General features: G+C 44.3%; 34 protein-coding genes, 1 tRNA gene and 1 pseudogene. 5 read left to right on the top strand and 31 right to left on the bottom strand.

What is annotated here, in order from left to right; translation table 11 throughout:
• Nucleotides 1–3: 3 nt before the first annotated feature.
• The 4 genes from K1I80_RS00980 to K1I80_RS00965 all read right to left on the bottom strand — a co-directional run bounded on the left by K1I80_RS00980 (nt 4) and on the right by K1I80_RS00965 (nt 1,795).
• Complete coding sequence (locus K1I80_RS00980; protein WP_002894866.1) at nt 4–402, bottom strand: diacylglycerol kinase family protein; 399 nt, start codon at nt 400–402, stop codon at nt 4–6.
• Nucleotides 383–880, bottom strand: a complete 498-nt coding sequence (gene ybeY, locus K1I80_RS00975; protein ID WP_002909250.1) for an rRNA maturation RNase YbeY — start codon at nt 878–880, stop codon at nt 383–385. Before ybeY ends, K1I80_RS00980 begins: the two co-directional genes overlap by 20 nt.
• 224 nt (nt 881–1,104) lie before the next feature.
• Nucleotides 1,105–1,177, bottom strand: a tRNA-Thr gene (locus tag K1I80_RS00970).
• A gap of 48 nt (nt 1,178–1,225) precedes the next feature.
• The gene (locus K1I80_RS00965; protein WP_223313353.1) at nt 1,226–1,795 is read right to left on the bottom strand and encodes a GNAT family N-acetyltransferase; all 570 of its coding nucleotides are present in this window, start codon (nt 1,793–1,795) and stop codon (nt 1,226–1,228) included.
• A gap of 130 nt (nt 1,796–1,925) precedes the next feature.
• On the opposite strand from K1I80_RS00965, the gene ald reads away from it, so the two are divergent.
• Nucleotides 1,926–3,038, top strand: a complete 1,113-nt coding sequence (ald, locus tag K1I80_RS00960; RefSeq protein WP_223313354.1) for an alanine dehydrogenase — start codon at nt 1,926–1,928, stop codon at nt 3,036–3,038.
• Between the two features lie 93 nt (nt 3,039–3,131).
• On the opposite strand, the gene K1I80_RS00955 is transcribed toward ald, so the two are convergent.
• From K1I80_RS00955 to rplK, 10 genes are all read right to left on the bottom strand, one after another.
• On the bottom strand, nt 3,132–3,689 hold the full coding sequence (locus tag K1I80_RS00955) for a DUF6036 family nucleotidyltransferase (RefSeq protein ID WP_223313355.1): 558 nt from the start codon (nt 3,687–3,689) through the stop codon (nt 3,132–3,134).
• Nucleotides 3,682–3,966 carry a hypothetical protein gene (locus K1I80_RS00950; protein WP_223311713.1) on the bottom strand — a complete coding sequence of 95 codons (285 nt, stop codon included), beginning with the start codon at nt 3,964–3,966 and terminating at the stop codon, nt 3,682–3,684. Before K1I80_RS00950 ends, K1I80_RS00955 begins: the two co-directional genes overlap by 8 nt.
• A gap of 98 nt (nt 3,967–4,064) precedes the next feature.
• Nucleotides 4,065–5,063, bottom strand: coding sequence for a PhoH family protein (locus K1I80_RS00945; RefSeq protein WP_223311714.1), 999 nt, complete (start codon nt 5,061–5,063; stop codon nt 4,065–4,067).
• A 90-nt stretch (nt 5,064–5,153) separates the two neighbouring features.
• The gene (locus tag K1I80_RS00940) at nt 5,154–5,369 is read right to left on the bottom strand and encodes a YozE family protein (RefSeq protein ID WP_002894860.1); all 216 of its coding nucleotides are present in this window, start codon (nt 5,367–5,369) and stop codon (nt 5,154–5,156) included.
• A 68-nt stretch (nt 5,370–5,437) separates the two neighbouring features.
• Nucleotides 5,438–6,292, bottom strand: a complete 855-nt coding sequence (gene cvfB, locus K1I80_RS00935) for an RNA-binding virulence regulatory protein CvfB (RefSeq protein WP_002897151.1) — start codon at nt 6,290–6,292, stop codon at nt 5,438–5,440.
• Between the two features lie 104 nt (nt 6,293–6,396).
• Nucleotides 6,397–6,954 carry a ribosome recycling factor gene (gene frr / locus K1I80_RS00930; RefSeq protein WP_002894858.1) on the bottom strand — a complete coding sequence of 186 codons (558 nt, stop codon included), beginning with the start codon at nt 6,952–6,954 and terminating at the stop codon, nt 6,397–6,399.
• A gap of 19 nt (nt 6,955–6,973) precedes the next feature.
• Nucleotides 6,974–7,699, bottom strand: a complete 726-nt coding sequence (pyrH, locus tag K1I80_RS00925) for a UMP kinase (protein ID WP_002894857.1) — start codon at nt 7,697–7,699, stop codon at nt 6,974–6,976.
• A 190-nt stretch (nt 7,700–7,889) separates the two neighbouring features.
• On the bottom strand, nt 7,890–9,341 hold the full coding sequence (locus tag K1I80_RS00920; protein ID WP_223313356.1) for an APC family permease: 1,452 nt from the start codon (nt 9,339–9,341) through the stop codon (nt 7,890–7,892).
• A gap of 129 nt (nt 9,342–9,470) precedes the next feature.
• Nucleotides 9,471–10,160: a 50S ribosomal protein L1 gene (gene rplA, locus K1I80_RS00915; protein WP_002894855.1), complete on the bottom strand. Its 690-nt coding sequence runs from the start codon at nt 10,158–10,160 to the stop codon at nt 9,471–9,473.
• Between the two features lie 101 nt (nt 10,161–10,261).
• On the bottom strand, nt 10,262–10,687 hold the full coding sequence (rplK, locus tag K1I80_RS00910) for a 50S ribosomal protein L11 (protein ID WP_002894851.1): 426 nt from the start codon (nt 10,685–10,687) through the stop codon (nt 10,262–10,264).
• 151 nt (nt 10,688–10,838) lie between these two features.
• Here rplK and K1I80_RS00905 point away from each other — a divergent pair, with 151 nt between their 5' ends.
• The gene (locus K1I80_RS00905; RefSeq protein WP_002897148.1) at nt 10,839–11,186 is read left to right on the top strand and encodes a DUF3397 domain-containing protein; all 348 of its coding nucleotides are present in this window, start codon (nt 10,839–10,841) and stop codon (nt 11,184–11,186) included.
• A gap of 110 nt (nt 11,187–11,296) precedes the next feature.
• Here the strand turns inward: K1I80_RS00905 and gloA2 are convergent, their stop codons facing one another.
• From gloA2 to K1I80_RS00890, 3 genes are all read right to left on the bottom strand, one after another.
• The gene (gloA2, locus tag K1I80_RS00900) at nt 11,297–11,683 is read right to left on the bottom strand and encodes an SMU1112c/YaeR family gloxylase I-like metalloprotein (RefSeq protein ID WP_223313445.1); all 387 of its coding nucleotides are present in this window, start codon (nt 11,681–11,683) and stop codon (nt 11,297–11,299) included.
• 107 nt (nt 11,684–11,790) lie between these two features.
• Nucleotides 11,791–14,085, bottom strand: coding sequence for a DNA translocase FtsK (locus tag K1I80_RS00895; RefSeq protein WP_223313357.1), 2,295 nt, complete (start codon nt 14,083–14,085; stop codon nt 11,791–11,793).
• Nucleotides 14,086–14,215: 130 nt separating this feature from the next.
• Complete coding sequence (locus K1I80_RS00890; RefSeq protein WP_002894843.1) at nt 14,216–14,398, bottom strand: PspC domain-containing protein; 183 nt, start codon at nt 14,396–14,398, stop codon at nt 14,216–14,218.
• 227 nt (nt 14,399–14,625) lie between these two features.
• Here K1I80_RS00890 and K1I80_RS00885 point away from each other — a divergent pair, with 227 nt between their 5' ends.
• The 3 genes from K1I80_RS00885 to K1I80_RS00875 are packed head-to-tail and all read left to right on the top strand — an operon-like array spanning nt 14,626 to nt 16,190.
• Nucleotides 14,626–15,045 (top strand): NUDIX hydrolase, encoded by a 420-nt coding sequence (locus tag K1I80_RS00885; RefSeq protein WP_223313358.1) that lies wholly within the window; start codon nt 14,626–14,628, stop codon nt 15,043–15,045.
• A 54-nt stretch (nt 15,046–15,099) separates the two neighbouring features.
• Nucleotides 15,100–15,918 (top strand): peptidylprolyl isomerase, encoded by an 819-nt coding sequence (locus K1I80_RS00880; protein ID WP_223313359.1) that lies wholly within the window; start codon nt 15,100–15,102, stop codon nt 15,916–15,918.
• Nucleotides 15,919–15,953: 35 nt separating this feature from the next.
• Nucleotides 15,954–16,190: a zinc-ribbon domain-containing protein gene (locus K1I80_RS00875; protein WP_002897142.1), complete on the top strand. Its 237-nt coding sequence runs from the start codon at nt 15,954–15,956 to the stop codon at nt 16,188–16,190.
• A 53-nt stretch (nt 16,191–16,243) separates the two neighbouring features.
• Here K1I80_RS00875 and K1I80_RS00870 read toward each other — a convergent pair whose 3' ends face one another.
• The 14 genes and pseudogenes from K1I80_RS00870 to K1I80_RS00800 form a co-directional block, all read right to left on the bottom strand.
• Nucleotides 16,244–17,785: an ABC-F family ATP-binding cassette domain-containing protein gene (locus K1I80_RS00870; protein WP_009659289.1), complete on the bottom strand. Its 1,542-nt coding sequence runs from the start codon at nt 17,783–17,785 to the stop codon at nt 16,244–16,246.
• Between the two features lie 111 nt (nt 17,786–17,896).
• The gene (locus K1I80_RS00865) at nt 17,897–18,205 is read right to left on the bottom strand and encodes a DUF898 family protein (RefSeq protein WP_002894826.1); all 309 of its coding nucleotides are present in this window, start codon (nt 18,203–18,205) and stop codon (nt 17,897–17,899) included.
• 13 nt (nt 18,206–18,218) lie between these two features.
• Nucleotides 18,219–18,911 (bottom strand): 5'-methylthioadenosine/adenosylhomocysteine nucleosidase, encoded by a 693-nt coding sequence (locus K1I80_RS00860; protein WP_002920681.1) that lies wholly within the window; start codon nt 18,909–18,911, stop codon nt 18,219–18,221.
• A gap of 76 nt (nt 18,912–18,987) precedes the next feature.
• The gene (macP, locus tag K1I80_RS00855) at nt 18,988–19,410 is read right to left on the bottom strand and encodes a cell wall synthase accessory phosphoprotein MacP (protein WP_002905026.1); all 423 of its coding nucleotides are present in this window, start codon (nt 19,408–19,410) and stop codon (nt 18,988–18,990) included.
• Nucleotides 19,411–19,422: 12 nt separating this feature from the next.
• Entirely contained in the window at nt 19,423–19,974 is a 552-nt protein-coding gene (locus tag K1I80_RS00850; protein ID WP_002894822.1) for an NUDIX hydrolase, read from the bottom strand.
• Between the two features lie 8 nt (nt 19,975–19,982).
• The gene (gene glmU, locus K1I80_RS00845) at nt 19,983–21,362 is read right to left on the bottom strand and encodes a bifunctional UDP-N-acetylglucosamine diphosphorylase/glucosamine-1-phosphate N-acetyltransferase GlmU (protein WP_223311723.1); all 1,380 of its coding nucleotides are present in this window, start codon (nt 21,360–21,362) and stop codon (nt 19,983–19,985) included.
• A 127-nt stretch (nt 21,363–21,489) separates the two neighbouring features.
• Complete coding sequence (locus K1I80_RS00840) at nt 21,490–22,284, bottom strand: hypothetical protein (protein WP_223313360.1); 795 nt, start codon at nt 22,282–22,284, stop codon at nt 21,490–21,492.
• Nucleotides 22,285–22,480: 196 nt separating this feature from the next.
• Nucleotides 22,481–23,108 (bottom strand): annotated as a pseudogene (locus K1I80_RS00835) (PadR family transcriptional regulator).
• Between the two features lie 92 nt (nt 23,109–23,200).
• Nucleotides 23,201–23,650: an ASCH domain-containing protein gene (locus K1I80_RS00825; RefSeq protein WP_125382804.1), complete on the bottom strand. Its 450-nt coding sequence runs from the start codon at nt 23,648–23,650 to the stop codon at nt 23,201–23,203.
• A 50-nt stretch (nt 23,651–23,700) separates the two neighbouring features.
• On the bottom strand, nt 23,701–24,048 hold the full coding sequence (locus K1I80_RS00820) for a DUF7716 domain-containing protein (protein ID WP_223313363.1): 348 nt from the start codon (nt 24,046–24,048) through the stop codon (nt 23,701–23,703).
• Nucleotides 24,045–24,788, bottom strand: a complete 744-nt coding sequence (locus tag K1I80_RS00815) for a GNAT family N-acetyltransferase (RefSeq protein ID WP_223313364.1) — start codon at nt 24,786–24,788, stop codon at nt 24,045–24,047. Before K1I80_RS00815 ends, K1I80_RS00820 begins: the two co-directional genes overlap by 4 nt.
• Nucleotides 24,785–25,765, bottom strand: coding sequence for a glycerophosphodiester phosphodiesterase family protein (locus K1I80_RS00810; RefSeq protein WP_223313365.1), 981 nt, complete (start codon nt 25,763–25,765; stop codon nt 24,785–24,787). Before K1I80_RS00810 ends, K1I80_RS00815 begins: the two co-directional genes overlap by 4 nt.
• 9 nt (nt 25,766–25,774) lie before the next feature.
• Complete coding sequence (locus K1I80_RS00805; RefSeq protein WP_223313366.1) at nt 25,775–26,473, bottom strand: 3-oxoacyl-ACP reductase; 699 nt, start codon at nt 26,471–26,473, stop codon at nt 25,775–25,777.
• Entirely contained in the window at nt 26,466–26,702 is a 237-nt protein-coding gene (locus K1I80_RS00800; RefSeq protein ID WP_002899859.1) for a DUF2829 domain-containing protein, read from the bottom strand. Before K1I80_RS00800 ends, K1I80_RS00805 begins: the two co-directional genes overlap by 8 nt.
• Between the last annotated feature and the right edge of the window lie 86 nt (nt 26,703–26,788).

Genomic DNA, 26,788 nt, shown 5'->3' with positions numbered 1-26,788 from the left:
TCTTTAAAAAATCCAATCCCAAATCTTGGGAACAAAAATAATCAGCCCTGTCACAACAGCAAAGCCAGACACGACCAGAACAGCTCCCGCTGCCATATCCTTGGCATTCTTGGCCCGCATAGAAAAGTGGTAATCGCTGGCCAGATCCACGACATTTTCAATGGCAGAATTGACAATCTCAAAGGCAATGACCAGAAAAATGCTCAAAAAGAGAAAGAGCCACTCTATCGCGGACAAGTCAAAAATCAGTCCCGCAACTATCACTGCCAAAGCCGAAAGGACATGCTTGCGCAGGTTGCGCTCCTCTTTAAAAGCTGTAAAAATACCGGTTAAAGCAAATTCCAGACTCGAGACCACATCTCGATTTTTCCATTTGCGTTTGTTATTTCCTTGTGAGTCCATAAGCAGTTAAAATTTCTTCCTGTAATCCAAACATTTCTGCTTCTTCTTCCGGCGTATAGTGATCATAGCCGTTGATATGCAGAAAACCATGCACTGCCAAAAAGCCCATCTCCCGCTCAAAGCTGTGGCCGTATTCCTCTGCCTGCTCACGCGCCTTGTCCACTGAAATGAACAGCTCGCCGATATAGGCGTCAAAATCCTCCAACATCTCAGCTAGCTCAGGATGGTCCAGCAAATCCTCCTCGTCAACAGCGATGTCCAGCTCAGGCTTATACTCCAAGCTAATCACATCCGTCGGCCGATCCGTATCTCTATATTCCAAGTTTAGTTCATGACTGCGCGCATTGCTGACAAAAGTCACAGCCATTTCCTTATTTCCCTTGCCCGTTTTCTGGGCCGCAAACTCCAAAATTTCCTGAGTCTGTTTAAGAATCTCTTCCGAAACCTGACCCGTCTCATCTACCATTTCGATATACATATCTTACCCGCTTTGCTAGTATTACCTTATTATATCATATTTTGACTCACTTTAGGGAGCCGAGGGCAGGGTTTTGGAAAATAGCAGAGCAGATTTATCAACCACTCACCGCAAAGACAAAAGCAGCTATTTTTATTATATTCCTTCCCGAAACTTTGCCTTTCACTATTTGCTATAACTGACAAAAAGAAAAGGCTGGGAAAACCCAACCTTGTATTACAAGATGCTAATTGCCGGGATCGAACCGGCGACCTCATCCTTACCATGGATGCGCTCTGCCAACTGAGCTAAATCAGCGTACCTATCTAATATATCATGTAGATAGGTGCTTGTCAATATCCTTTCTCATTTTTTTGCAAAATAATCTTCCCTAGTCAGATAGTAATGAACCCGTGTCACAATGCGACCTTTCTCATGCTTGTCTAGTGATGCGTAAGGCTCTTCGTGGGAATATTTCATACCCGACTTGACCATAACTCGGCCAGATGCTGGATTATCCACATCATGCAGCGCTACAAGTTTGTTCATTCTGATTTCCTCAAAAGCTAGCTTGATTACTGCGCGATTGGCCTCTGTCGTATATCCCAGATTCCAGTATTTTTTATTGATTACGTATCCGATAGCCGCCGTTTTCAAGTCCAGCCTGATCTTATGCAGGTCAATAGTCCCGATGAATTTGCCGCTTTCCTTCATTTCTATTCCCCAGCGCCCCAGAGGATTGGCCAGATAAAAGAGAGCGATATTATTGCGTGTTTCTTCCAGGCTTTTGTTAGTCTCAAAGGTATAGCGAGTATTTTCCTCATCCGAAGCGTACTCAAACATCGCTGGGGCATCTTCCAAGGTCACTGGACGCAGAATCAACCGCTCAGTTTCCAGTCTGGTATGACGAGCCAGTTTGACATAGATATTTTCCATCGGGGCCTCCTATTTTTTCTTAACAGAATAGCACAATTCACTAACGAAAGCAAACCGCTCCGATTTTTTCTTGATTTTTGAAGCGTTTTCATATACAATAAAAACATCTTAAAAAAGGAGCATATTTTTTATGTTAATCGGTATTCCAAAAGAAATCAAAAACAATGAAAATCGTGTCGCTCTGACACCAGCTGGTGTTCAAAGCCTCGTTGGTAAAGGACATGAAGTGCTGATTGAGACAAATGCAGGGCTGGGATCTGGTTTTACAGATGCAGACTACCAAAAGCAAGGTGCAAAAATCGTCCCTACTGCTGCAGAAGCTTGGGCAGCTGAGCTGGTGGTCAAGGTCAAAGAACCTCTGGCAGCCGAATATAGCTTCCTCCGCGATGACCTCTTACTCTTTACCTACCTGCACATGGCTGCCGCTCCTGAGCTAGCAGATGCTATGACAAATGCCAAGACGACTGGTCTGGCCTATGAAACCGTCCGCGATCAAGATGGACAACTGCCACTCTTGGTACCTATGAGTGAGGTAGCTGGTCGGATGGCGGTCCAAATCGGAGCCCACTTCCTGACTAAGCGTGAAGGCGGATCTGGCGTACTTCTCGGTGGTGTACCGGGCGTTCCAAAAGGAAAAGTTACCATCATCGGTGGCGGAGTCGTAGGGACCCATGCCGCTCGTATCGCTCTAGGACTAGGTGCTCAAGTGACTATTCTGGATATCAGCGCTAAGCGTCTGTCTGTCCTAGAAGATGTCTTTGGCCATCAAATCCAGACCCTCATGTCTAATCCGTTCAATATCGAAGCTAGCGTTCGAGAGGCAGATGTCGTGATTGGCGCTGTCCTCATTCCAGGTGCGAAAGCTCCGAAACTAGTGACAGACGATATGGTTAAGCAAATGCGTCCAGGCTCTGTCATTGTTGACGTAGCCGTTGACCAAGGTGGTGTTATTGAAACTGCTGACCGCGTAACGACTCACACCGAGCCTGTTTACGAAAAACACGGTGTCCTCCACTATGCAGTTGCTAATATTCCTGGTGCCGTAGCCCGCACTTCTACTATCGCCTTGACCAATGTCACCCTTCCTTATATTGAAGCCTTGGCAGAGAAAGGCTTCAAACAAGCCATTGAAGATGACCCAGGCCTGCGTCAAGGTGTCACAACCTACCAAGGCCACATCACCAGTCAGCCAGTTGCAGAAGGCCTCAACAAGGACTACACATCTATTGACGAACTCGTTTAGTTGATTATTTCAACTTTAAAATCAATCCCACAAAAAAGAGCAGAAATAAATCTGCTCTTTTCGTATGTTATTAGATAAAAATCAAAGCTTTCTTTAGTAATACCTCTTTAGCTTTTCTTGATTTTCTTTGAAAAATTCCTCTAGCCATTCCATACCATAGGCATGACTAAAACCTTCTAAAAGAACAGAAAAATCAATCGTATCAAAACCCAACTTTCTCAGGTCCTCAAAGGTTTTGAATGGGGAATGAAAATCTTTGTATTTGATAATAGCTCCGATGTCTTTCAAATCCTGTTCTCTAATGCTGATCATTTTCATTCCTAAAACATATTCAATCGGAACCATTAAAACCCTTAAATGACTAAAAGTATATAAGGTCTCACATAAGTCAACCGCAGGTTGCTTGTTCATACTCGCTACATTATTATTGAGCCAAAGTTCTTCATGAGTATTGAGGTTAAATCGTTGTCCTACTCTCGCAATAATCTCATTAATTTTTTGGTTTTCTTGGTAAAAAGCATCTACATCTTGGGTTGCTCGCAAGCCATGATGTTCCAATACATAGCCCCCAACACAGATAATAGTCAAAGTAAGGTTGGCTTGGGCCAATTCTTGATTTAAGGCTTCAAAAACTGGTTTCATTTTATCCATGCTTGTATTTCTCCATCAGCTCTTGAACATTTGTTAACTTAGCAGGTTTGTTTAAAGAAACCACATACTCATGCGTGGGAGTGTGTTCTTGTAGAGCATATTTCAGACTAACCTTTTGAAAATCTGTCAACTCTTTTGAAGACAACAAACGTTCCACATCTTTGTCAGTCAAATAAGAACTATCTTCAAAAATAACCTTTCTAAGGTAACGAAACCAATGACTGGCGTTAAATCTTGATTGCCTAGAAGCGTTAATCATGTAATCATACCAATCCATCTTCTACCCCTTTTTAAAATTCTATCTTTCCAGATAATCACTTTTATTCATTTTATAAATCTTAAAAATTCTATATCATAGCTGATATAAACTGATATCTAGTTATCTGATTCCATTTCTTCTGGCTCAGTTGCTGCCTCTTTAACAGGAGTTGGTTCATAAGCTCGGATAATCTCCGCCACCACTGGATGACGAACGACATCCTTAGCTGAGAAATGCACAAAGTCAATCTGGGAAATGTTCTTCAATTTCTCCTGAGCATCAATGAGTCCTGATTTAACATTGCGAGGCAGGTCAATCTGGCTGATGTCTCCATTGACAATCATCTTGGACTGGAAGCCCAGACGTGTCAGAAACATCTTCATCTGCATGATGGTGGTATTCTGAGCTTCGTCTAGTATAACAAAAGCATCATCCAGCGTCCGCCCCCGCATATAGGCTAGGGGAGCAATCTCAATGATTTCTCGCTCCATGAGACGCGTCGTCTGATCCTTACCCAAAATCTGATACAAGGCATCATAGACCGGACGCAGATATGGATCCACCTTTTCCTTAAGGTCACCAGGCAGAAAGCCCAGACTCTCACCAGCTTCCACAGCCGGCCTTGTGAGGATAATTCGCTTGACCTGACCACGTTTGAGAGCTGTCACCGCCAAGGTCACCGCAAGAAAAGTCTTCCCTGTTCCAGCTGGCCCGATACCAAAGACAATATCATGATTTTTAACACTGTCCACATAGATTTTTTGACCAAGTGTCTTGACGCGAATCGGCTTGCCATAGCTGTCCTTGATAATCTCTTCTTCGTAGAGTGCTATAAACTTATCAATTTCATCATTTTTAACCATGGTAATGGCTGTAACAACATCGGGAGTACCGATGGTCATGCCACGATTGACCAAGACCAACAGAGCCTGAATGACCTGTCGAGTCTCCTCGCAGGCAGCCTCCGTACCCAAAATCTGCACAATCTCGGTTCGGGCATGGATAGTTACCTTCAATTCCTGCTCCATTAGGCGCAGATGGCGTTCATTAGAGCCAAAGAGATGAAAAGCATCATCTGGATGGCCCAGTTTCAATTCTACTGAATGTTCCTGCAAATAAAGAACCTCTCTATTTTAATTTATTGAATGAATTATCTTTATTATATCAAAGCAAACAGAAAATGACTATCCCTAGCCACTATCCACTTAATGCGCCTGATATTCCTCCCAAATAGCATCGAACTCGCCAAGGTTAAAGGAAAAATTTGCATGCTCCTCCAGAAAACGACTGACCTCATCAAAATCATCCGTATGCTTGGGAAAGGCAGTATCCTGAAAAGCCAAATCCGCCAAAATAGCCTTGGGCTCCTTGCTCTTAGGATTGCGCTCTGTCATCAGCCAGCTGTAAAAAGATTTTCTCATAGGTTCCTTTCATTTTTTTAAAATCGTATTTCTATAAGCATAAGTTCTAGATACACAACTCTTTATCCTTACACCAACTCTGTTCCAGTCGGATCTTGCTTGATTTTACCAGCTTTCATCAGCCCACCCAGAGCTTTTTTAAACTGGCCTTTGGAAATGCCAAAGGTAGCCTTGATGTCGTCTGGTGAAGATTTATCGTTCAAAGTCATAAAACCGCCATTGCTCTCCAGATAGGTCAGAATCATCTGGGCATCGTTTTCCAACATTTCAAAGGAGCGAGGCTTGAGGGAGAGGTTAAGAGTGCGGTCTACTTCACGGAAGCCAATTACCCGCGCGTCCAAGACCTGACCAAGACGTGGCTCTGCATAGCGCTCACTCGGATGAATGAAGCCCAGCATATTATTCTCCGGCAGGTAGACAAAGGTACCAGAAAGCTTGAGCCGATAAACGATGGCTGGCCAGTTTTGGTTCTGCATGTTATTATAGGCAGGACGAGCCAGACGCTGGAAATCCTCCTGATAAGCCAGTTGGCCCCAGATGCGGTCTTTCTTATCTACTTCCAGACGGATATAAAGGCGGTCACCCTTTTTTGGCCAGAGTTCCTTGATTTCTGGCAAGATGTCAAGTGACACAACGATTTGTTTATCCGGCAGACCGGTATCGACAAAGACACCTAGATCCTTTCGGACCTCCGTTACTGTTCCCCAGCCAAACTGGTCTTGAGTAGCTGTAACTTCAAGAGTTGTCAGGCGAAGCTTCTGCTTCATATCGCTGTAGGCAAAGCCTTTGACAGACTGCCCCAGCTCATGCGCCCCCTCTTCCTTAGAAAGAGCGTAAACCTGACCATCCTTTTGAACAAAGTAAAAGCGATCATTTTCATCCGTGATGATACCCACGATGAAGCTGGCAAGATTTGTATTCATATAGACCTATTTTCTACCTTGCTTCTTCAAACCGGGCAAGGATTTTTGATTTTAAAACAACTCAGTCAGCCAAAGCCAACTGAGTTTTGATTCTGATAAAAATGTTAAACTTCTAAAAGTTCTTTTTCTTTATTTGCCGTCATCTCATCGATATGTTTGACAGCATCATCCGTTACTTTTTGAATATCCTTTTCCAAGGTCTTCAATTCGTCTTCAGTGATTTCTTTGGCTTTTTCCTGCTTCTTAGCTTCGTCCATAGCATCGCGGCGGATGTTACGGATGGCAACTTTAGCATTTTCACCAACCTTTTTCACTTCTTTAGCCAAGTCCCGTCGAGTTTCCTCTGTCAGGGCTGGAATGACCAGACGAATCACAGAGCCATCACTGGCTGGCGTAATTCCAAGGTCAGAAGCATTAAGCGCACGCTCAATGTCCTTGATAGAAGACTTGTCAAAAGGTGTCACCAAAAGAACACGCGCTTCCGGAATCGTAATCGAAGCGATTTGGTTGAGCGGAGTTTCTACTCCATAGTACTCCACATGGATGCGGTCCAAAAGGCTGGCATTGGCGCGGCCTGCACGGATGCTGCCAAATTCACGAGCCAAACTTTGGTGCGAGTGGGTCATTCTTTCTTTTGCTTTTTCTACAATTGCATTTGCCATGAGTTTCTAATCTCCGTTCTTATAAATTATTTGATACTGTTGTTCCGATTTGCTCACCGATAACAACGCGTTTGATATTGCCCGGCTCATTCATGTTAAAGACAACCAAGTCAATGTCATTGTCCATAGACAAGGTCGAAGCCGTTGAGTCCATAATTCGCAGTCCCTTACTGATGACATCCCGGTGGGTCAGTTCATCAAACTTAACGGCGGTCTTGTCTTTCTTAGGATCGGCATTATAGACACCGTCCACGCCATTTTTGGCCATAAGAATCGCATCTGCTTCAATCTCTGCTGAGCGCAAGGCAGCGGTTGTATCAGTTGAAAAATAAGGAGAACCAATACCTGCACCGAAAATGACGATACGGCCTTTTTCCAGATGACGAAGAGCCCGACCTCGGATGTAAGGTTCAGCAACCTGCTGCATAGCAATCGCTGTCTGCACGCGCGTATCTACACCTACCTGCTGCAGCGAATCCGCCATTACCAGCGCATTCATGACAGTGCCCAACATACCAGTATAGTCGGCCTGCACACGGTCCATGCCTGCTTCTGCTGCCGGCTCACCCCGCCAAAGGTTTCCACCTCCGATAACCAGAGCAATTTGAACTCCCAAATCATGAACTTCTTTGATTTCTTCCGCCATCTTCTGAACAGTTTGAATATCAATACCAACGCCTTTTTCACCGGCAAGAGCTTCACCTGACAACTTAATCAAAATACGCTTATACTTAGGTTCTACCATTTTTTTACTCCTTATTTTATCTGTACTATTTTACCACATTTTATGATTTTTATATAGTTAAATCACTGAAATTTTTCTTTTTTCCTTTTAGTAAAATAGCAGAGCAGACAAGCTCATTTCACAGAAAAACCAGCCCCATTATAAGATAGGACTGGTAATGAATATTTCAATCATCTTTTACAAGGTCTACTCACTGCTTGACCGACTGTTTCTTTTCCCGCTTAGCTAAGAGCGGCAGGATGACACCCAGACTGATCAAGACGATTGGCGTCAGGATATTTGTCAAGAGAGAGAATTGCCAGCCAGCTGGATCTTTGGCAAAGTCTACTTTCGGAACCATCCCTAAAATGCAGGCAAAGGCTGTAAAGAGGAAGCACCAAGCTCCGATAGCAAAGCCAACTTTGGGATTTTTGGTAAACTTGTATTCGGCATCCTTGTACTTCTTCCAGGCCTTGTTCAACATCATGTAGGCAAGGAAAACCCAAAGATACCGCATGGGCATAACGATGGAGTTTAGATTGGTCATCCATTTGACCAGGCCATCAATTTCTTTGATTCCAAAGATAGGCAGAATAATCAAGAAGCTAACCAAAATCCCCGTCAGGATGTAACCGTTAATGAGGACACCTTTTGATGTCCGCTTGCGCAGCCAGCTTGGGACAAACTCTTCATCGGCATTATTGAGCATGATTTGCAGAGGTGCGTCAATAGAGAAAGCCAGTGCAGCAATCTGTCCAACCATATTGGTCAGGGCATAGATGACTACTAGCACATTGCCTACACCCCAGTAGCTGCCCAGCTTTTGGAAAGCTTGATAAGCACCATTTCGCATCAGGTCTTCAGGAATATTGCTGCCGTCAAAAAGCATACCCATAGCTATAGAGCCTAGGATAGCAGATGCACCAACCATGATAGCCATGACAATCATCCCCTTTGGAAATTCCTTGGCTGGATTGCGTGTTTGATTAACGTAAGGCGATATTTTCTCAGCCCCGCCGACCGCAAAGACCAAGAGAGAGATGGTTGTAAAATAAGAAAAATCAAAGTTGGGAATGTAAGTGCTAAGCTTATCCATATTAGCCGTCGCAAACTGCATGTCAGGTTTGATAAAAGGCGCCCCGACTGCTAAGAGGACGAAGAGGAAAGACATGATGAGCATTGCACTTCCTGCCAAGCCCCCAATCACCTTGAGAGTTGACAGCCCCTTGGTAGATAAGTAGAGAAAGGCACCGAAAATCAGCAAGCTAAGAATAACAATCCAATGAATATCAAGACTGCTCAAAAAGTCGCCATTTCCCTGAATAGCCCAGCCCAGCGGAATCAAAACACCCTGTGGCTTTTGAGCCAGATAAGGAATATGCACCACCCAATAAGTCCAGGCTGCAAAATAAGCCAGCCGCTTGGTAGAGGTTTTCTCCACCCAGTCACTGACACCGCCTCCGCTCTCCTTAAAAGTCGAGCCTAGCTGCCCCACGATGAGGGCATAGGGAATAAAGTAAATAGCCAGGATAAGAATCCAAGACACAATTACCGAAATGCCCTGCTGGGAATAGTTATTAACCACATTTCCCAGACCCCAGACCATATTAAAAGCAATCAGAGATACCATCAGCCAGGTTAGCTGGTTCTGATCTTTTTTCATGACACCGTCTCCTTTAGTTATAAAATAAATTGATTCGATATTATTATAACATGTTTCCATGGGTTTGTAATCGCTGTCGGTATTTTTATTTCAAAAAAAGAACTACCCGAAGGCAGTTCAATTTAATTCTTAAAGTGAGTTTACGTCAACCTTGATACCAACACCTTGTGTAGTAGTGATAGTCAGGTTAGTTACGTAAGTACCTTTAGCAGTAGCTGGTTTTGCTTTTTGAATTGTGTCGTTGAAAGCTTTGAAGTTTTCAACCAACTTGTCAGCTTCAAATGAAACTTTACCAATGATAGCTTGTACGTTACCTGCACGGTCAGCACGGTAAGTAATCTTACCACCTTTAGACTCTTCAACTGCTTTTGCAACGTCCATTGTTACAGTACCAGTCTTAGGGTTTGGCATCAAGTTACGAGGTCCAAGGACACGTCCAAGGCGACCTACAAGTGCCATCATGTCTGGTGTAGCGATTACTACGTCAAAGTCCAACCAACCGTCGTTGATTTTTGCAACGAGGTCATCTTCACCAACGAAGTCTGCACCAGCAGCTTTCGCTTCTTCTGCTTTAGCACCACGTGCGAAAACAAGAACGCGTGAAGTTTTACCAGTTCCGTTTGGCAATACCATTGCGCCACGGATTTGTTGGTCAGCTTTTTTAACGTCGATGTTCAAGTTGTAAGCAACTTCTACAGTTGCATCGAATTTTGCAAAGTTAGTTTCTTTTGCAAGTGCTACAGCTTCTTCTACGCTGTATGCTTTTGTGCTGTCGATTTTTTCAAGAGCAGCACGAAGTTGTTTGCTTTTTTTAGCCATTTTATCTTTCTCCTTGTAAGTGGTTCAATCGATTTTCATCTCCCACGTCACTCGTCAATCTGATCAAGTGTAGTGCGGGCAAATGGGATGAGCGTTATTGATTAGTCAACAACAGTGAATCCCATAGAACGAGCAGTACCTTCAATCATACGCATTGCAGACTCGATGTTTGCAGCGTTCAAATCTGGCATCTTAGTTTCAGCAATTTCTTGTACTTGCGCACGAGTAACTGTTGCAACTTTCGTTTTGTTTGGCTCACCAGAACCTTTTTCAACACCTGCAGCTTTCTTCAAAAGAACAGCAGCTGGCGGAGTCTTAGTCACGAAAGTGAATGATTTGTCTTCGTATACTGAGATAACAACTGGAATAATCATACCAGCTTGATCAGCTGTACGAGCGTTGAACTCCTTAGTGAATCCCATGATGTTGATACCGGCTTGACCAAGCGCAGGACCAACTGGTGGAGCTGGAGTAGCTTTACCAGCAGGGATTTGCAATTTTACAAGTTTTTCGACTTTTTTAGCCATTTTTAAATCCTCCTTTGTGGTTTTGGCGGTAAATAAAGATTTTTACCTCCCACAAGTATGCTTTTCGCATACCTTTCTATTATACACTAAACTTTGTTAAATGCAAGGAATTTTATCTTCTTTTTTGAATTTTTTGTGGTAAAATAATCTTATGACACTATTAAAGATTGCTTCGATTTTATTTATCTTTTTAACATTGATTTTAACCACTATTACAGTGCGAGTTTTTCAATTAAGAAAATACGGTTTAAACTTTGCGGACTTGGCTTTTCCGCTTTTTGTTGTGGAATTTTATATTATTTCAGACAAGGCCTACTATCATAGCTTGCTGCCCCAGCTGACTCTAGCTCTCTCAGTTCTCGCTATCGCCATCACCATTTATTTTCTAAAGAAAAAACGGAGCTTCTACTATCCCAAGTTTTTCAAGTTCTTCTGGCGGGCCGGATTTCTTCTGACCTTCTTCATGTACCTAGCCATGGTCATCGGTCTCTTTTTGTAATAATGTAAAACAAAACCCATCGGTTATCAGATAGCCGATGGGTTTTTCATATGTGAGATTTATAAGTCCTTCTTTTGCCGAGAAAAAAGGTCCTTCCGATGCTCCTAGTCTTATTCATGAATCTCCAAAGGCAGGCCATCCGGATCAAAGAAGAAAGCCATCTTACGGCCGTCGAAGTCATCATAGCGCAGCTCGGTATGAGGAATCTTTAAACGGTCAAATTCCGCTAGCGTTTCTTCGACATTTGTCACTCGAAAGGCCAGATGACGCAGACCTGTATGCTCAGGATGCGGCAGGGCCGGTCTCTTAGGTGCTTCTTCCTTGATAAAAATTTCCAGAGTCAGATTTCCCTTGCGGACATTAAAAAGAATATCCTGCTTATCCGGCCGATGGTGCTCATCCACCTGCTCAAAGCCCAGCTTGTTCACATAAAACTCCCTGGTCTTGGCATAATCATGGCCAATGATGGCGATATGGTGAATAGTGTCCAGTTTCATAACTTCTTTCCTTTCCGTTGAGTAAGTAGAGAAAATCTGCCGGCTGGCTGCTGGCAGATTTGTTTTTATCAAATGGTTATCTTGCTAGCAGACTAGTGAAATTAGGATCAATTCGTCTGCAAAACCTTTCGAGGCTTGGTGCCTTCGGCTGGTCCGATAACGCCTGCCGCTTCAAGTTCTTCCATAAGACGAGTGGCTCGATTAAAGCCGACCGAGAGTCGCCGCTGAATCATAGAAGCGCTGGCTTTCTGAGTCTCGATAACCAAGGCCTTGGCTTCTTCAAAGAGAGGATCGCCTTCATCGTCGCCCCCGCTAGTATCCAAATCACTTTCAGATACTTCACCAGGATCAAAGTTATCGTCATAATCAGCTTCAGCTTGATTCTTGACAAAGGCTACGATTCGCTCCACATCTTCATCCGAGATAAAGGAGCCCTGCAAACGAACCGGATGGTTTTCATCAATAGGCTTAAAGAGCATATCCCCACGACCCAAGAGCTTTTCTGCTCCATTTTCATCCAGAATGGTCCGACTGTCTGTCCCACTGGATACAGCAAAGGCAATCCGAGAGGGTACATTGGCCTTAATCAGACCGGAGATAACATCTACAGATGGACGCTGGGTAGCCAGAATCATGTGAATTCCAGCCGCACGCGCTTTTTGCCCTAAACGGATAATAGCGTCTTCCACTTCCTTGCTGGCCACCATCATAAGGTCAGCCAGCTCGTCCACGATGACGACGATTAAAGGCAGGGGAACCTGCTTGTACTCTGATTGGGCATTGTACTCGGCTACTTTAGCATTATAGCCAGCAATGTTACGGGCACCGACCTTGGAGAAGAGTTCATAGCGGTTTTCCATCTCGTCTACAACCTTCTGCAGGGCGCGACTGGCCTTGCGAGGATTGGTCACAACAGGGATAAGCAAGTGGGGAATGTCATTATAAACGGACAGCTCCACCATCTTAGGATCCACCATCATAAACTTGACTTCATCAGGTCTGGCTTTCATGAGAATGCTGGCAATAATACCGTTGACGGCCACAGATTTACCAGAGCCAGTAGAGCCAGCCACCAAGAGATGGGGCATCTTAGCCAAGTCAAAGGAGCGGACAGATCCGTTAACAGCCTTCCCAAGTGGGATTTCTAGGAGCTTGCTGGCATCCGTCTTTGACTGCTCCCAGAGTTCTCGGAAAGTCACGGTCGCAACTTCAGAGTTGGGCACTTCAATCCCAACTAGGGATTTCCCAGGAATTGGTGCCTCAATCCGTACATCCTTGGCAGCTAGGGCAAGAGCCAAGTCATCAGCCAGATTGGAAATCCGATTGACCCGAACTCCGACAGCTGGCTTGACCTCATATTTGGTGACAGAAGGTCCGATTTCAGCCCGCTCAACAGCAGCCTTGATCCCAAAACTAGCAAAGGTCTCTTCCAAAATTTTGATATTATCTCGAACAATGCGCTTTTCTTTGGACTGATTCTTAGGCTTGTCGGGCGCAAAGAGGTTGATGGTCGGCAGCTTATAGTCCAGACTTTCCTTGGCGGTAAAGTCCACTTCTACGTCTACCTCTTCCGTCTCTTCTTCGCGACCAAAGTCCAGAGGCTCATGGGGGTCATACTCACCTAGTTCCTCATAGTCTGCCTCGTCAAAGTCCACAGCTATATCTGACAAGTCCTCGTCATCTAAAATCTCTCCCGTTTCAGGATCCACTTCAGCTTCCTCTTGCTCTACTTCAATAGCTTGCATAGCTGCCTGTGCAGCTTTTTCTTCCTGCTCCATGAAACGGAGCTGACGCTTTTCTTCCTGCTTTTCTCTCCAATTTTGAAAGGCTGCCATAGCCTTTTCTGAAATATCATAGATAGACCAAGGACTCATAAGCAGACCGCCCAAAAGAATGAGGAGCAGGCCGAAGAAATAGGAGCCAATATTTGAAAAAAGGAAAGAGATAGGCGCATACAGGAGAGAGCCCAGCAGACCGCCACCTGCGAAGGAGGTAACCTTAAAAGCTGTCAGATCAGTCAAGACCCTGCCTAGAGTTGTGGATAAGACAGCTGCCCCTTCTAGCTTCAACACACTGACGAAATAAGCTTGGAAAATTAACTCCAGTCCCAAAAAAAGGCTGATAAATCCTGAAACCGACCCTTCGTGCTTGTGCAGCCACTTGAAAAAAAAGAGATAGCCAAAGCTGGCCAGAATAGCCAAATAGGCCAAGCTTCCCACCAAGAGGCGAATCATATTATAAATGGTGACCCCAAAAGCGCCCAGCTTTATCGCTGCAAACAAAAGAATAAGAGCCAGCACAAAGGTGGCAATCATTCTCTTTATTGCTTTTTGTCTTTCTAATTCTGCTTTTGTCGGCCGGCGAGTTGTCCGGCCTTTTTTCGTGTTTTTCTTAGTTGCCATAACCCTTATTATACCATATTTGAGCCTTAGATGAGAAATCTTTTATCTAGATTAGCAACAAAAAAACTTATTTATCCACGCAAAAAGAACTGGGCTAGCCAGTTCTCATTTCACTATCACATAATTCTTATTAAGCCTCTGGCATAACCGCCCAAGCAATCAAGTAAGCCAAGACACCTGTACCTGCCACACAGACCAAAAGAATCCAAATGACACGAACCAAGGTTGGATCTAAATCAAAGTAGTTTGCGATACCAGCACATACACCAGCGATTTTCTTGTTTTTGACATCTCTTGTCAGTCTTTTCTCCATGGAAAACACTCCTTATTATTTTTACACTGTTTATTTTACCATAACATCTCTCAATGCACAAGTTCGCCTGCTATTGAACCCTCTCTTCAGATAAAATTTAATTACATCAAGATGAATTTGTTCACTCTACCTTACTTTTAACAAGTCCCAGCAAAACTCTTGTTCTTGTGTTAGAATATAAGGAAATTCTAATTAATTAACAGTAAAAACATATCAGGAGGAAGATAATGCGAGCCGGAGTCATTCTTTTCAATCCCCAAACCAAGCAAATACTGCTCATCCACCGCTGGAAAAATGGAGAAGAGTATTTTGTGATACCGGGCGGCGGAGCCGAGTCAGGTGAGACTGCAGTCCAAGCAGCTCAGCGAGAAATTCAGGAAGAGCTAGGTTGGAGCTTGTCTGAAAAGCAACTGCAGCCAACCTTTACTTTCAGAAATGGCCAACGCTTAGAAATCTATTTTCGTGCCACTATCAGCCATACATCGGCCCCAATGATTCAGGGCGAGGAAGCCCTTCGCAGTCATGCCCAGAATATCTATCAACCTGAATGGCTAGACATAGAAGCAATTTGCGGACTAAACTTACGGCCATCAGGGCTTAAAAATCTGCTTCTGGATTGGCTGACACAGGAGGGTTTGAAAAACTAGCCTAATTGTAGTAAAATATCAGTAGTTTACAATCTAATGTGAGAAAGGTTTTATATGAAAAAAATTCTTCTTATCGGCCTCTTGTCAGGACTTGTCTTGGCTGGCTGCTCTGGTAAAGGTAAGAAAGAGGAGACTACTAGCTCCTCTGACTCATCCAGCAGTTCCTCTCTAGTGAGCTCTAGCTCTGACCCAGAGGAAACCAGCAAACTCCGTGAGCAACTCAAGGATGCCATGACCAACGAAAATGCCAATTTTCCGCAGCTATCTACAGAAGTTGCAGAGGATGAAGCGGAAGTCAAGTTGGTAACGACTGAAGGCGATATCCGCATCAAGCTCTTTCCAAAACAAGCCCCACTAGCCGTTGAAAACTTCCTGACCCATGCTAAGGAAGGCTACTATGACGGCGTTTTATTCCACCGTGTTATCAATGAATTTATGATTCAGACCGGAGACCCTAAAGGTGACGGCACTGGAGGCGAGTCTATCTGGAAGGGAAAAGATAAGTCTAAAGACTCTGGAAACGGCTTTAAAAATGAGTATTCTCCATATCTCTATAATATTCGTGGTGCCCTATCCATGGCTAATGCAGGCCCTGGTACCAATGGCAGTCAGTTCTTCATCAACCAAAGCAAGAAAGACTTGTCTAGCCAAATGTCTACGGATTCCTTCCCTGCTAAAATCATCGAAGCTTATAAAAACGGTGGAAATCCTACTTTAGATGGCGGAGCTTACACCGTATTTGGCCAAGTGTTGGAAGGTATGGATGTGGTGGACAAAATCGCTGCCGCAGAAACAGACGATAATGACAAGCCTAAAAAAGATATCAAGATTGAAAAAATCGAGATTATCAAGGACTATGACTTCAGCAAATAAGCTTGCCGCCCAACCAATAAAGGAGGGAAATCAATATGATTATCTGGGGATATAAAGGTTATCAGAAAAACGTAGGACAGACCCAAAGCAATATCGAGTGTGCCAACTGCCACAACGTCGCACCTTGGGACATTATTGAAACCGGCCGAAAGTTTACACTCTATTGGATTCCTACCTTTCCTTACGGTAGAAAACATTACCTCACCTGCCCAGTCTGCCAGCACGGCAAGCAGATTGAAAAGCAGGAAATCGAACAGTTTTTGAATTATTAGCAACAGAAAGAGACGATTCTCAATGAACCGTCTCTTTTCTTTTTTAAATTTTATCAAGTCAACTGGTTAAAATCCCAGATCTGGTCCATCCAGCCTTCATAGAAATCAGGTTCATGGCAGACCATAAGGATGCTGCCCTTGTATTCTTTCAGAGCTCGTTTAAGCTCTTCCTTGGCATCGACATCCAGGTGGTTGGTCGGCTCGTCCAGCACCAGAACATTATTTTCTCGGTTCATGAGGAGGCAAAGGCGAACCTTGGCCTGCTCCCCACCTGAAAGAACCTGGATCTGGCTCTCGATATGCTTGGAAGTTAATCCACATCTGGCCAGAGCAGCTCGAACTTCTGCTTGGTTAAGAGCCGGAAAGGCATTCCAGACTGCTTCAAGCGGTGTCTGACGATTGCCGCCTTCGACTTCCTGCTCGAAATAACCCAACTCCAGATAGTCCCCACGCTCGACTTCCCCAGCGATTGGTGGGATAATGCCTAGCAGACTCTTAAGAAGAGTTGTTTTCCCAATCCCATTTGCCCCGATGATGGCCACTTTCTGATTGCGCTCAAAGTTCAGGTTAAGGGGCTGGGTTAGCGGTCGGTCGTAGCCAATCTGCAAATCCTTGGCTTGGAAAATAAAGCGTCCAGGTGTCCGGGCAGGTTTGAAGTCAAAGGTAGGCTTTGGCTTCTCACTTTGTAGCTCAATAATATCCATCTTATCCAGCTTTTTCTGGCGGGACATGGCCATATTACGAGTTGCCACACGGGCTTTATTACGAGCTACAAAGTCTTTGAGGTCCGCAATTTCTTTCTGCTGCCGCTCGTAGGCTGCTTCTAGCTGAGATTTTTTCATCTCATAGACTTCCTGGAACTGATAGTAGTCGCCAGAATAACGAGTCAAGTGCTGATTTTCCACATGGTAGACGATATTAATCACATCATTCAAGAAAGGAATATCATGCGAGATCAGAACAAAGGCATTTTCATAGTTCTGTAAGTAACGCTTGAGCCAATCAATGTGCTCCGCATCCAGATAGTTGGTTGGCTCGTCCAAGAGCAGGATATCCGGCTTTTCCAGAAGCAGCTTGGCCAAGAGAACCTTGGTCCGCTGTCCTCCAGATAGCTCCGTCACATCACTCTCCATACCGTAGTCCATGACACCTAGTGCCCGTGCAACTTCGTCAATCTTGGCATCCAGAGTATAGAAATCTCGACTCTCCAAGCGGTCCTGGAGCTCGCCCACTTCTTCCATCAGGGCATCAACATCGGCTCCTTCCTCAGCCATGCTCATATAGATTTCATTGATACGAGCCTCTGTCTTGAAAAGCTCGTCAAAGGCCGTGCGCAAGACATCACGGACAGACTGACCTTGCTCCAGCACAGCATGCTGGTCCAGATAGCCAGCCGTCACATACTTGGACCACTCGACCTTACCTTCGTCAGGCAGCATTTTCCCCGTCACGATACTCATAAAGGTTGACTTTCCCTCACCATTGGCGCCGACCAGACCGATATGTTCACCCTTGAGCAGGCGGAAGGATACATCCTCAAAAATAGCCCGGTCTCCGAAACCGTGGCTGAGATTTTTTACTTCTAAGATACTCATTTTTTCTCCTCTATCATTGATTGCAGTTCCTTGATTATACCATCAAAAGGGATTTTTTGGCAAGACTGAAGAAAGGGAAAAGCGAGCCACTTAGGTCTCGCTTGCTTGTTCTCAATTCACATGATGCGTATGCTTGGTAATCCACTGGGTCAGTTTGATTTTCAGCCAAAAGCCATAAATACCAAAGGTAACAATGGTCAGGAGCCACCACTTGATCCAATTCCCAAAAAGCTGCATGGCAGTACCATCAAAGTAAAGACGGTGCCCGTCAATAACTGTATGTTTTATCTTCCAATTATACAGAATACACATGCCCCAAGGTGCACAAATTCCCAGCGTAAATACTGTAATCAAGGTAGCTAAAATCACATGACCGATGTAAGAAAAGAGACCACCATCAAAATAAGACTCTTTGTACATACTATCTCCCCCTTTAAACCAACTCTTTCAGAAATTGAATCAGGGTCTCTGCAGAGCGTTTACCAGCTTCAAGAATGAATTCGTCAAAAGTGACATTGGCATCATGGCTAGCTGTGTCGCTCATGGCCCGAATGACCATAAAGGGCAGGCCAATCGAATGTGTGGCTTGAGCAATAGCTGCGCCTTCCATCTCGACAGCCAAGACATCTGGAAAATGCTCCTTGATGCGATCAATCTTATCTTGACCAGCAACAAAGCTGTCACCTGTCGCAATCAAACCTACTCTGGCCTTTTGATGGGTCTTATCCAAAATTTTCTTCATTTCGGCAACCAGATAGCGGCTCGCTTCAAAATAGAGTGGCTGCCGTGCCATCTGACCGTAGTCATAGCCAAAGGCCGTCACGTCCACATCATGGTAGACCAGACGATCTGCAACCACCACATCGCCGATAGCTAGACCTTCTGCCACTGCTCCAGCTGAGCCTGTGTTAATCACGGCTGTGACCTTGAAGTCATTGACCAAAACAGCCACGCTCATAGCAGACATAACCTTGCCAATCCCGCTTTCGACCAACACCACTTCATGATAGCCGATGGAGCCCGTATGATAGACATGGCCCAAACGCAGGTGCTTCTGCGGGTTTTCTAAATGCTCCAACAGAATCTTCAACTCCTCGGGCATGGCTGCGATAATTCCAATTTTCATATAATACCTCAAATCATCTGATGAAAAAGAAGCTTAGACAGACTAGGCTTCCTTTTAAGTGCAATAGAGCAGTTTTTTAAGGCCACCAAATAATAGCAGCAATCAAACCAATCAGCAGGATAACCACCCAAAGGAGAATCTTATTGAGTTTGGCTTGAAAGAGGCTCCGCTTTTGGTTTTCAATCCGACGGCTCTTAGTCACGGTCGGATCTACCTCAATGTGGAGAGTCTCATCCGTAAACTCCTCTTGGTTTTGAGCAGTCTGATAGCCAAAACGACTCTGATTCTGCTGAGACCGAGCTTCTTCATAACCAAAGCGGTTTTGAGGGCTCTGATAACCAAACTGAGTATCCTGTCGGCTAGACTGCTGTGAGCTAAAAGAGCTTCTGCCAGTTGAAAGAATCTTGGTTTCCTCGTCATCCATGAGAGGCGGCCCCGAAATATCCTCACCGCGGTTGGCCCGCTCAATGATTTCATCTGTTAATAAAGCTTTTCCCATTGATCTACGTTCCTATTTATTCAGATTTTTTTGTTCCCAGTACTGAAGGGCCATGATGGTCTTGGCATCACAAATGTCACCGTTTTGCAGCAACTGGTGTGCCTCCTCCAGACTGACTTCAAAAAGTTCCAATGTTTCATCCTCGTCTTGGGGGCGAGGGTTTTCGACCTTTGTCAAATGGCTGGCGCTGTAGAGCTTGATTTTTTCATTGCAAAAACCGATAGCAGAGTAGAAATCATAGACCAACTCCAGCTGCCCAGTGTAGCCGGTCTCTTCTTCTAATTCTCGGAGGGCAGCCGCTTGGGGATCTGCATTCTCTCCTACCTCAAGTTTCCCAGCTGGAATCTCGTAAGAAGTCGCTTCAATTGCCTTGCGGTACTGCTTGACTAAAATCATCTTATTTTCCGGGGTGATAGCAATCACAGCCACCGCACCATTATGAAAAATCAAATCCCGTTGGGCTTGACCTTTACCCTCTGGCAACTCTACCTGATCCTGAACCACTTTAAAAATCGGTCCCTGATAAATCTCTGTCCGTTGGACAGTTTTTTCTTCAAATTCCATGACTGAACCTACTTATTTTGAGGATGATGAGGAAGACGCTTAGCATAATCTTCCTTGTTAATCTGACGGCCACGTCCCAAAGCAATAGCATCTGCTGGTACGTCCTTGGTAATGGTAGAACCTGCACCGACCAGTGAGTTATCACCTAGCTCAACTGGGGCAATAATGGTCGAGTTGGAACCAACAAAGACATTGTCACCAATGATAGTCTTGTACTTCTTCTGGCCATCATAATTAACCGTAATCGTACCCGCACCAAAGTTGACATTAGCGCCAACTTCAGAGTTTCCAATGTAGGTCAAATGACCAGCCTTGGTATTTTCTCCAATTGACGATCCTTTAACTTCTACAAAGTTTCCGACATGGACATCCTTGGCCAGACTAGAACCTGGACGAATGTGAGCGTAAGGTCCGACCGTCACTCCATCCGCAACACTTGACTCCTCAATCATGGAGTTGGTGATAACGGTCCTCTCCCCAATGACAGAGTCCACGATGTAGGTTCCATTGGTCAGGATAGTCTCTGCCCCAATCTTGGTCTGACCTTTCAGGGTCACATTTGCTTCAACCTGAACCTCAGGCGCAATTTCTACATCCACATCGATATAGGTCGCATGAGGATTGACAAAGCTGACACCATTCACCATATGCTGCTGGTTAATCCGGCGGCGCATAACACTCTCAGCTGTAGCCAAAGCTACGCGGTCATTAACCCCCAGACTCTCATCAAAGTCTTTCAGCGTATAAGCACCGACTTTTTCACCATTCTCGCGGAAAATACCAATCACATCTGTGATATAGTATTCGCCTTGAGCATTATTGGTATTAATATTTTTGAGGGCTTCAAAGAGACGGGCATTGTCAAAGACGTAAGTTCCTGTATTGATTTCCTTGATTTGCTGCTCAAAGTCAGAAGCATCCTTCTGCTCGACAATTTTCAAAACTTCCTCGTGCTGGTTGCGAACGATACGGCCATAGCCGAAAGGATTCTCAGCTTCCGCTGTCAGGATAGTCGCAACATTCTTGTGGTTGATATGAAAATCAATCAGGTTTTTCAGGCTTTCTCCTGTAATCAGGGGAGTGTCGCCAGCAATGACCAGCGTCTGACCTGTCAGATTTTCCAAAACAGGCTCCGCCATCATAACGGCATGACCCGTTCCCAGCTGCTCGGTCTGACGGACAAAGTCTGTCTGACCTGCCAAGACTTGCTCGACTAGCTCTGCCTTGTGGCCAACAACTGTCACGGTCTTTTCTGGATCAATGGCATTGACACTGCGGAAAACATGTTCTAGCATGGAAATCCCAGCAACCTTATGCAGTACCTTTGGTAAATCTGACTTCATGCGAGTACCCTTACCCGCAGCCAAAATAATCGCGTAATTTGTCATCAATTATCTCTTTTCTGTAGGATATCACCTTTATTATATCACTAAAAGGTAATTTTTAAAAATTTAAAATCAAGCCATCCCCATAAAAATCTGCAACAAAAAAACTTTTGCACAAAAAAATCAGCCTTTAAACAGCTGATTTTGCTTCTTTTTCTTTGATTTTCTTTGGAAGATGAACTTTAGCCTTGCCATAGTCCTTGAAGACAGCCCGCTGCTTGAAGTAAATCAATTCTCCATCTAAAGCTGTATCTTCGTCCAAATCCATGGTCATATCAATAGAGCGGATGGTCCGAGTCTTAGGGTCAACCACAAAGGCAACCTTACACTTCTCAATATCGATGGTTGTATCATAATGTTCATCATTATAAGCATAGTAGAAGGCATCGATAAGGTCATAGGCCAAATCACCTTCTGCTGTCACCGAAAACTCATAGCCGCCCTCCACTTTTTTCTTAGTTAGTTCTGACTCATTATCTACCATGACCTGCAGCAAAGCCTTAAAGGAAGACATGCCCGAATAACCATTGATATGTTTCCGGGAGTCGGTGTCATCAATGGTCTCAAAGCCGTCTTTTTCTTCCAAGTACATCCGATCTTCGCTGAAATAATGGGTCAGTTCTTGATCATCATAGGTTTCGTAAAGCTTAGCTAAATAAGGTGAATCTGAAACAGTCAGCTGTTTAACCGTCTTGGCTTTTCTTTTTTTGTAGCCTTCTAGATAGGTTGACTCAGACAGCCGATCCATGTAAAAACTATCATGATCGAATTTCTTCAAGGATGCATCCACTACAGCAGACAGCTTAAAGCGGGATTCGATTGCTTCTGCTATGCCTCCAGGCTTAAAGTAAGTATAGAGAAAGGTTCCGCCAATCAGTACAAAGCAGACACAGCCGTAAATGATAAAAAAATGAACCTTCTTCAAAATTAATCCTCCTAGAAGCCTTCTGTCATTTTATAGCTTATATTATAAGCTTTTTTAGAGCTATTTTCAATCTTTTTCAGAAACGGTCTTTGAAGACTGTAGTGGAAGAAAGGCTAATTGGTTTTTCAAACTCTCAAAGTCATTGCCAAATGTATCAACTAGGCAAGTAGCCGCTGCTTTTTGAATACTTAGTATCTCAGCCCTCTTTCTCATTTTCAGCCAACTGCTGGCGAAGCTTGGTAAACAAGTCTAACTGAAAGCGAGCAGAATCAAGCCCAAATTCGAGCGTCTTCATTTCAAAATAGCCAATCTGGGAAATACTTTCAGCTAAATCAGCCGCCTGACTGGTCTCTATCAGCTCTGTAGCCAGATGGCTGTTCTGCTCTAGATAGGCTTTTACCTTTTCTTGTTCCTCCGTAAAACGAATCGCGTCTTTGACAGCTTCAAACTCTTGGACTTCAACTTCCAGTCCCTCAATGGTCAAATCCAGCATCTGAAGCTGCTCTCTCTTAGGAAGATATACCATAAAGAGGAATTTCCCCAAGTCCATATTCTTGTTCTTGCTCATGTTGATAGGCGTTTTAAGCCACTCCAAAAACAAGATTCGTCCCGAAGCTGTAATCGCATATTCCTTCTTCATTTTTCCTTTTTCTACGTACTCCGAATAAGTCACTGCTCCTTGCTGGGACAGTTTTTTTAAGGCTGCTTGGATACTTGCCTAGACTATCGCTACACATAGAGCTGAAATTTTGCCGCATCACCTGACGAATTTCATAAACTGTAAAACGCTTTATCATGAGTAAGCCTAAAATTAATTTATCCATTTCTCCTCCAAATCACGATTTTTATATACCTAATAGCAACACTTTTATTTCGATTTATCAAGGGCAAACAAAAAGCCTATTCAAAAATAGACTTAAGCTTGATCCAGCGGATAGGCCTTGCGAAATTCTTCTAGGACGACACCCGTTTCTTGCGAAAATTCCAAACCGGCTTCCGCCAGACACTCCGTAAAAAATTCCTGATGGACTTGTTGCCAGTAGGCCAAGGATTTGTCTCCTTCTCCTTCCTTAAAGGCGTGTTCGGCTGAAACCTCATTAAAAGGTACCACAGAGACTTTGGTGATTTCAATGATACAGACTGCCTTGTCCTGACTGTCTAAAATGACATCAAAGCTTCCTGCCTGCGGCAAGGGCTCATTTTCAAGCTTATAGAGCTCATAGGCAGAAGCCGTCGCTGTCTTTTCACCACGCAGCACTAAGTCAGCAAGCTCATCTGCCAAGTCACCGAAGGCCCAGGCGTCAATATCGTCGCCAATCTTTGGATTGATTTTCTTGTATGCCTGCCACATTTCTTTTGGGGTCATCACTTCTCCTGTCTTTCTAAAATGATAATTATTGTTTATAAAAAATCTTCCTACAAAACTGTATCTTTATCAAAATCCATAAAGTCATCATGCTCATAATAGTAAATCAGAGCCTGTAAACACTCTTGATCAGTCACTTCTGCTTTCTGCTCCATGACTGACAAGAGAACATCCGCAAAATCTTCACCGTAATAAATCAGCTCCAGATCTTGCTCCTTTACCTGTCTAGGATAAACATCCCTATTATCCACCACTTGAGGATAATCAGCAAGCAAGTAGCTATCCTGAAAATTCAGTTCTCCATTTTCCTTAGCATACAAACAGAAATCATCATCTAGCTCTTCCGATTTTACAGCCTCCATGATGTCTTTTAAGTCATAGGTTTGGTTTTTCTTCATTGGTCAAAAGTCCCTTTCCATTCATAGGCCGGATAAGCGCCTAGACACTGATAGCCCAAGCTTTCTGCAACCTTCTTGGAAGCTTCATTGTGCACATCCCATAGAGGAAAGAGTGAGCGTTTTTGAGCTTCTAAAATCATTTGGGCACCTAAGATTTTGGCCAAGCATTGTCTTTGGTAGGCCGGCTTAGTAGCAATTTCAATCTCAAGGGCTCCATGATAGACCAATCCTGTCGAAACGCCAGCGATGATGTCCTCTCCTGAATAGAGTAAAAAACCAAAGCCACCCGACGCTTGAAAATAGTCAAAATCGGAAAAGTCACCCTGCAAATCCTGAGACCAGACTTCCTCAGCCAAACGCTCATAACTCTCCTCAACAATCGGACAAAGTTGGTAGTTTGCAGGTAACCTGCGCTGCCATTTCTCCAAAACCTCTGCGTCAAAGTCAGCCCTGTCCACAAAAGCATAGCGAGTGAACTGCTGCAGCTCACTCTGACTATCCAGAAACTCTTGCCAACTGCGCTCCTCGGAGATAATGACCTTGTCAGCTAAACTATATTTTTTGCTAAAATCCTGCCAAAAATAACAATCCACCTGACCAGCAGGAAAGATGAAATTTCCTAGTTGGTAAAGGCAGGATGTCTCAGGCGCATTCATGAAGAACTGCCCTAGGCCAGCATCCAAACCGTAAAGTACCATATTTTTGGTCCAGGATTGGAAAAAAGTATCCTTTGCCTTCATTCTTTACCTTCTTTCAGATGCAGTTCATTGATTTTATTCGTCCAGATATAGCCGTCAAAGCCCTCTGGGATATCTTTTAGACTATGGATATGATCGAAACCTTCTGATAAATCGCTGCCGCCAGCTGTTAGCTCAACCCGTGTATTGACAGCTTCCATTCTTTCCATAAATTTGTTTGGCCAACCCCATAAGAATTTGGCATATTTCAAAGGAATGCGCAGCTCTGCATTTTTCATTTCCTCAGGGATATAGCCCGTAAAGCCCAATAATTCATATTGGATAAGAGCATTAAGCATGCGATTTTTGGACAAGAGCTTGAGACTGCTGCTCTGACTGCGCAACCAATGAACGCCTTCCTCGCTTGCCCCACAAACACTGAGTTTGTTTAACCTTTTGGGCGAGAGCGTTTTTAGCTTTTCCCACAAGACTTTATAGGTTTCTAATTTCCCGTCTTTGACCTCAATCACAAACTCCTTGTCTGGAAAGGCCTCAAAAACCTCATCTATTGTGGGCATCTGGCCGACTCCTTTTCCTCTAAAAGGATAGGTTTTTCCGCCATCAGCCGTATAACCGTAACCGATATCCATCTTTTTGAGCTCAGCCATCGTATAGTCCTGAATTTCTCCCTCAATGCCAGTTTTGAATTCCAGAGTTTCATCATGAAAGACTGCTAGTTGCTGGTCTTTGGACAATTTCACATCAAACTCCACTGCATCCGCTCCTAGGTCAAAGGTCGCCTGCATCGAAGAAAGGGTGTTCTCAAGATAGGGATGCGTAGGCGGGTCAATCATGGCTGCCGTATTGCTATCCCAGTCCGCTTTAGATTCATCAAAGGTCTGCGCAAGTCCTCGATGAGCTAGGATTTTATATTCCTGTCCATCTTTATTAGAAAAGAGGTTTGTATTGTTTAACCAGATAAGAGATAGCAGGGCTAGACAAAACAGATAAATCTTCTTGCGTTTTTGCCATTTAAACATTTTATTTACTTACTTCAAACTCCAGCCACCGTCGATTTTGATAATCTCACCCTGCATAGCAGCTGCCTTGCCACTGGCTAGAAAGAGGCTAACATTAGCTATTTCCTGAGGGTCTAACCAGCGCTTGATCGGCGTTTCCTCAGCAACCCAGTCTGCCAGTCCGTCTGGCTCAAAATCTGCGGCAGTCATAGCTGTCTTGACAGCGCCCGGCGCCAGGCCAAACACTTGGATATTTTTATCCGCATAATCCAAGGCTATCTGCTTGGTCAGGCCAGCCAGAGCATGCTTAGAGGCTGTATAGGCAGCACCGCCGCCGCCAGCCAGAAAGCTAGCAATCGAGCACATGTTAATGATGATACCGGACTTTTTCTCCAGCATTTTCTGCAGGTAAAAGCGAGTAATTTTCATAGTCGCGGTCAGATTAAGCGCAAAAATCTGCTCCCAGTCCTCGTCACTTGTCTCGTGCAGGGGACGATAATTGTCCAAGATACCTGCTGTATTGCAGAGAATATCCACCTCAGGCAAGCTGGTGAAGAGCGGTGTCAAATCCCCTGTCAAATCCATCTTGACAAAACGAAGCTCATTGAGAAAACCAGGATTTTCATCCTTGTCCACCCCGTAGACGCGGTAGCCATTTTCCAAAAAGGTCAGAGCCTGAGCTCGGCCGATGCCAGAGCTAGCTCCCGTCACCAGTACCGTCTTAGTCATCTACTTCCACCCAATCTGTCGCGAGGACATCACAAGGAGTCGGACTCCACATGGAGAAGCCCTCCCCCTCACCTGAAACATTGATGAGGAAATAAGGTGTCACCTCGAGAGCCACCCCATTTTGCTCAATCGTGTCAAAGAGCTGGACGTAGTTTTCCGCTCCGCCCCAGCCTGTACGCACATATTTTTTCTTGGCCTTAAGGCCTGGTAAAATTTCTTCAAATGTCATGGTTTTCTCCTTTTGTTTATTGGTAATCATTTACAAATTCTCTGCTAGTCTTCAGCAGTCATAAGTATATTGGACGACTTTTGCTT

Source organism: Streptococcus sanguinis (assembly GCF_019929225.1).
Classification (GTDB): domain Bacteria; phylum Bacillota; class Bacilli; order Lactobacillales; family Streptococcaceae; genus Streptococcus; species Streptococcus sanguinis_J.
Note: the sequence above shows the minus strand (reverse complement) of the source record. Positions and strands in the feature narration are given on the sequence as shown.